This window comes from Vibrio sp. V08_P9A1T1, from assembly GCF_963874405.1.
GTDB lineage: Bacteria > Pseudomonadota > Gammaproteobacteria > Enterobacterales > Vibrionaceae > Vibrio > Vibrio anguillarum.
In genome coordinates, this window is record NZ_CAWNIB010000116.1 from 1 (window position 1) to 5,457 (window position 5,457).

Sequence of the window (5,457 nt, forward strand, 5' to 3'; positions counted from 1 at the left end):
TATATACCCCAATTGATTTATTTTTTGTTAGTTTCTTCACCAGAACAGCTTAACTGCTAATCAACGGTTCTGCTAGCAGAGTAACGCTGTTTTAGTGTCATAGCTGATACTGATTTAAATTTCATAATCACGATTTCAATCTATGTTGTCATTCGTCATTATAGTTAATACGTTTCTGACTTCTTTATTTCGAAGCTTAAAATAAAACGAGGTGATATTACCAAAGGTGAGGCAAGGATCAACAAAAAAGCCCCTGTATGGGGCTTTTTTAAACGAAAATTTGATTTAACCACCTATTACTGTTGGTTCTCTTTCTCGGTAAATAGGCCAGAAAATAGTGCGGTGCTCAGATAACGCTCACCTGAGCTTGGTAGTACCGCTACAATTGTTTTTCCTTCAAATTCAGGTAGTTCTGCTAATCTATTCGCTGCTACAATCGCTGCGCCTGATGAAATTCCAGCCAAAATTCCTTCCTCTTCCATGAGGCGCCTTGCCATTTCAATCGCTTCTTCTGAAGTGATGGCTTCAACACGGTCAATGAGGGATAAATCGAGGTTGCCAGGAATAAATCCCGCTCCTATACCTTGGATTTTGTGTGGTGCAGGTTTAATTTCATCCCCAGCAAGTGCTTGAGCAATGACTGGCGACTCCGCAGGTTCAACCGCAACTGAGATGATAGCCTTGCCTTTTTGGCCCTTAATGTAGCGACTTGTGCCCGTTAAAGTACCACCGGTTCCGACACCTGCAACGAACACGTCAATCTCACCATCAGTTGCATCCCAGATTTCCGGCCCTGTTGTTTTTTCGTGGATTTGTGGGTTGGCTGGGTTATTGAATTGCTGCAGCAACAAGTATTTTTCAGGGTTGCTGGCAACAATTTCTTCTGCTTTAGCAATTGCGCCTTTCATGCCTTTCGCCGCTTCGGTGAGTTCAAGGTTGGCTCCTAAAGCTTTAAGCAGTTTACGGCGCTCTAAACTCATTGATTCAGGCATAGTAAGTGTCAACTTATAACCACGAGCAGCTGCAACAAATGCAAGAGCAACACCGGTGTTACCGCTGGTTGGCTCTACAAGTTCAACGCCAGGTTTCAGTGTGCCAGCTTTTTCTGCTTCCCAAATCATGTTGGCACCGATACGGCACTTCACGCTAAAGCTTGGGTTGCGCGCTTCAATTTTCGCCAGTACCTTACCTTTGCTGACTTTGTTTAAGCGAACAAGAGGAGTGTTACCAATAGTCAGAGAGTTGTCTTCGTAAATTTTGCTCATTGCGATATTCCTTTATTACACACGTTATATGTGCCTGGCTGTCTGATAAGACACGTGAGTGGATACAGATGCAGAATAGGTGTTAACCTTAAAACGTAAAAGGATTAAAAAGTTATAACTTATAGAGGGATATGCAGGTTGAATCTCCCTCGCACCATCACTGCAGTTTGTTTTTAAATTCACCAACCCACATGGCTGTTGCACCGCATACAGCAACTGGCATGACGATTAAGTTAACAATGGGTATGGTGGTAAAAATCGACACTAAAACACCAAAGCTATACGCCTTGGTCTGTTTTTGTTTCAAATTGTGTCTCATCTGGTTAAAGCTCACTTTGTGGTTGTCAAATGGGTAGTCACAGTATTGGATGGCTAACATCCATGCAGTGAAGATGAACCACAGCAAAGGGCCTAAGGTTTGTCCTAAGGCAGGAATTAGGAGCAATAAGAACAAACCGATTGCTTTGGGTAAGGTATAGATTAATTTTCGCCACTCTCTTGCGAGGATACGTGGGATATCTTTGACCATAGACCAGATGCCATCGCTGTTGATTGGAGCGCCAATTAATCTTTCTTCCACTTTTTCTGCGAGTAGCCCATTAAATGGTGCAGCGACGAAGTTAGCCAGCGTACTGAAGAAATAGGAGAACGTGGCTAAGATAGTGATCGCGAGCAATGGCCATAAAACGTAACTTAGCCAAGATAAAAAATCAGGGATTTGACCAATAAACTGTTCTATCCACGTATTGAGATGATTGAATAAGTAAAAAAGAGCGCTGCCGACGAGAATGATGTTGGTGAGTAATGGCAGAATCACAAAGCGCCGAATGCCGGGGGTCAGTGCTAGCTCTAGACCAAAAAAGAAGTATCCAAAACCTGAACGTTGCTTAAGTGTCATACCGTTATCCATGTGAATATCTGTTAATCAATACTAAAAAGCTATTCTACTCAACCTGCCGAAGAAGAAAAGCGTGGTGAAAATCACATCATGTATTGAACTTCTCACATTAAGTTGTTCTAAATCGGTACAAACTTTTGGTAAAGTACCCCGATAGACCGATATAACCCACGTTGGTGACACGTTCAATTCAAGCTGGTAAAGCTGAGAATAACCATGCATCGAGAAACTGAGAGTGAAACATGCAGGAATTGCGATTCGTACTCATAATTGTTGGCGCGCTAGCGATAGCCGCGTTGCTATTTCATGGTCTTTGGACCAGTAAGAAAGAAGGGAAGTCCAAGTTTGAGGATAAGCCTCTTGGTAAAATTGATGTTGATCACGATGATACACAATCTGCGACCCAGCGTTCATTTGCTCCGGAAGATGATTTCGAAATTATTCGCAAAGTACGTAAAGAGCCAGATTTTAGTGAAGCGGTTGACCCTCTCATTGACGGTTATTCACCAAGTTTTGAACCTGAAAATGTGCTTGATGAACTCGATGATGTGCCCTCAATATCGATGAAAACCGAATCCTCAAGTCTCAGTGAACAAGATGATGTCGTTGCTGACGATAATCAAAAATCCGACGTTCAAGAAGCCGAAATGGAAGTTATTGTGCTGAATGTGCATTGTGCGGGAAATGATCCCTTTGTCGGCACTAAGCTTTTTGACAGTATGCAGCAAAACGGCCTTCTTTATGGTGAGATGGATATTTTCCACCGGCATGCCGATCTGTCAGGTACTGGGAAAGTGCTGTTTAGTGTTGCTAACATGATGCAACCCGGTACATTGGCACATCATGATCCTGCGGAGTTTACTACTCGCGGTATCTCATTCTTCATGACACTGCCTTGCTACGGCGAGCCTGATCAAAATTTCAAATTAATGCTTAAAACCGCTCAGCAAATCGCCGATGATTTAGGTGGTAATGTATTGGATGATGCGCGTAATTTAATGACGCCAGATCGATTGGCTGCCTACCGACGCCAAATCCAAGAGTTTAAAAGCGCACGCAACGCGTAGAATAAACATCGACCATTAAGGGCTCCTAGTCGGAGCCTTTTTTCATGATCCGAGAGAATTATGATGCAAACAATAGAACACAAATTAAGCCAACTTCGTGAGACGCTGCATTATCATGCTGTACGTTATTATGTAGAAGATAACCCTGAAATTCCTGACGCTGAGTATGATCGTTTGATGCGTGAGCTGCTTGAGTTGGAATCGCAGTATCCGGAGTTAGTCACAGCGGATTCACCCAGCTTGCGTGTTGGAGGTAAGCCTTTAGAGGGTTTTGCCCAGGTGACTCATGAAATTCCAATGCTCTCTTTAGATAATGTGTTTGATGAGAAAGAGCTTGATGCCTTTCACAAGCGGATGCAAGACCGGATACCGAGTGCCCACTTTAACGCTTTTTGCTGCGAACCTAAGCTTGATGGTTTAGCCGTGAGTTTGCTTTACGATAATGGTGTGTTAGTACAAGCCGCCACGCGTGGGGATGGCGCGGTCGGTGAAAATATTACGGAAAACGTGCGAACGATCAGTGCTATTCCACTGAAGTTACAGGGAAAAGGGTGGCCCGTTCGTTTAGAAGTTCGTGGTGAAGTGTTCATGCCTAAAGCCGGTTTTGAGCGATTGAACCAACAAGCACTCAAAAAAGGTGAAAAAACCTTTGTTAACCCAAGAAATGCGGCCGCAGGGAGCTTGAGACAGCTCGACTCAAAAATCACAGCTCAAAGGCCGTTGAATTTTTATGCTTACAGTGTTGGTGTGATTGAAGGCGCTGAGTTAGCAAGCAGTCATTATCAGCGCTTTTTGCAGTTAAAAGGGTGGGGGCTGCCGATGTGCCCTGAAACACGTCTAGTCTCTTCAATGGATGAAGTGAAAGAGTACTACCAAAGTATCTTAACTCGTCGCGCTCAACTCGCGTATGAGATTGATGGCGTGGTGATTAAAGTTGATGATATTGAACTGCAACAAAAGCTCGGTTTTGTCGCGCGGGCGCCTCGCTGGGCGATTGCTTATAAATTTCCCGCCCAAGAAGAAATAACGCTCCTGAACGATGTTGAATTTCAAGTGGGCCGTACCGGGGCTATTACACCTGTTGCGAAGTTAGAACCTGTATTTGTGGGGGGAGTCACCGTCAGCAATGCCACATTACACAACGCTGATGAAATTGAGCGCCTAGGCGTGAAAATTGGTGATAGCGTTATTATTCGTCGAGCAGGCGACGTTATCCCACAGATTGTTTCTGTGTTGTTAGACAGACGCTCTGATACAGTGGTCGATATTGTTTTCCCGCAGTACTGCCCGGTGTGCAACTCTGACATTGAGCGTGTTGAAGGTGAAGCTGTCGCCCGTTGTACAGGGGGGTTAGTGTGTCAAGCTCAGCGCAAAGAAGCATTAAAGCACTTTGTCTCTCGCAAAGCGTTAGACGTGGATGGTTTAGGCGAAAAAGTGATTGAGCAGCTTGTTGATAAAGAGATGGTGAGCACGCCCGCGGACCTATTCCGTCTAAAAGCAGGGCAGCTAACGGTGTTAGAGCGTATGGGACCAAAATCAGCACAAAATATCGTTAATGCACTGAATGCCGCCAAAATGACCACATTACCCCGTTTTTTGTATTCATTGGGCATACGTGAAGTCGGGGAAGCGACGGCGGCGAATCTTGCGCTCCATTTCGGGTCATTAGACAAAATTCGCCAAGCGACCCATGAAGAACTACTTGAAGTTCAAGATGTTGGAGTTATCGTTGCGAGTCATGTCACATCTTTTTTTGAGCAAGATAAAAACCAACGGGTGATTAATGAATTGATCGAACTCGGTATCCAGTGGCCTAATATCGAAAAGCCGAGCCAAGATGCGATTCTCCCTTTACTTGGTAAAGTGGTGGTTTTGACGGGGAGCTTGTCGAAACTCTCTAGAAGTGATGCGAAAGCGGCGCTACAAGAGCTTGGCGCAAAAGTAACGGGAAGCGTCTCTAAAAACACCGATATACTATTTGCCGGAGAAGCGGCCGGTTCAAAATTAGTAAAAGCGCAAGAACTAGGGATCGAAATTCGCAGCGAACAAGATTTGCTTGAGTTAATGAAAAGCTAATTTTTTAAGCATCCCTTCCTTCATAAAGCCTCAAAATTAATTTTGAGGCTTTATTTTTATCTCAAACCGCCACATTAAAATGTCCAGTAATTAGAAAAAAAGCCCTCATTTTCTTCGATGCCAATCAAGAAGAACTTTACTCTCTTTCAAT

General features: G+C 44.0%; 4 protein-coding genes. 2 read left to right on the forward strand and 2 right to left on the reverse strand.

Annotated elements, in window-relative coordinates:
* Window positions 1-296: 296 nt before the first annotated feature.
* Together cysK and cysZ are read right to left on the reverse strand one after the other, a co-directional pair.
* Entirely contained in the window at window positions 297-1,265 is a 969-nt protein-coding gene (gene cysK, locus AACT21_RS05965) for a cysteine synthase A (protein ID WP_094164107.1), read from the reverse strand.
* Between the two features lie 157 nt (window positions 1,266-1,422).
* The gene (cysZ, locus tag AACT21_RS05970) at window positions 1,423-2,175 is read right to left on the reverse strand and encodes a sulfate transporter CysZ (protein ID WP_094164108.1); all 753 of its coding nucleotides are present in this window, start codon (window positions 2,173-2,175) and stop codon (window positions 1,423-1,425) included.
* Between the two features lie 230 nt (window positions 2,176-2,405).
* On the opposite strand from cysZ, the gene zipA reads away from it, so the two are divergent.
* Together zipA and ligA are read left to right on the forward strand one after the other, a co-directional pair.
* The gene (gene zipA, locus AACT21_RS05975) at window positions 2,406-3,230 is read left to right on the forward strand and encodes a cell division protein ZipA (RefSeq protein WP_019282600.1); all 825 of its coding nucleotides are present in this window, start codon (window positions 2,406-2,408) and stop codon (window positions 3,228-3,230) included.
* 60 nt (window positions 3,231-3,290) lie between these two features.
* Window positions 3,291-5,306: an NAD-dependent DNA ligase LigA gene (gene ligA, locus AACT21_RS05980; RefSeq protein ID WP_064624777.1), complete on the forward strand. Its 2,016-nt coding sequence runs from the start codon at window positions 3,291-3,293 to the stop codon at window positions 5,304-5,306.
* Window positions 5,307-5,457 lie beyond the last annotated feature (151 nt).

Excerpts from the sequence above, each read along its gene's own strand:
- zipA (WP_019282600.1), top strand. The coding sequence starts at position 2,406 with ATGCAGGAATTGCGATTCGTACTCATAATTGTTGGCGCGCTAGCGATA.
- ligA (WP_064624777.1), top strand. The coding sequence starts at position 3,291 with ATGATGCAAACAATAGAACACAAATTAAGCCAACTTCGTGAGACGCTG.
- cysK (WP_094164107.1), bottom strand. The coding sequence starts at position 1,265 with ATGAGCAAAATTTACGAAGACAACTCTCTGACTATTGGTAACACTCCT.
- cysZ (WP_094164108.1), bottom strand. The coding sequence starts at position 2,175 with ATGGATAACGGTATGACACTTAAGCAACGTTCAGGTTTTGGATACTTC.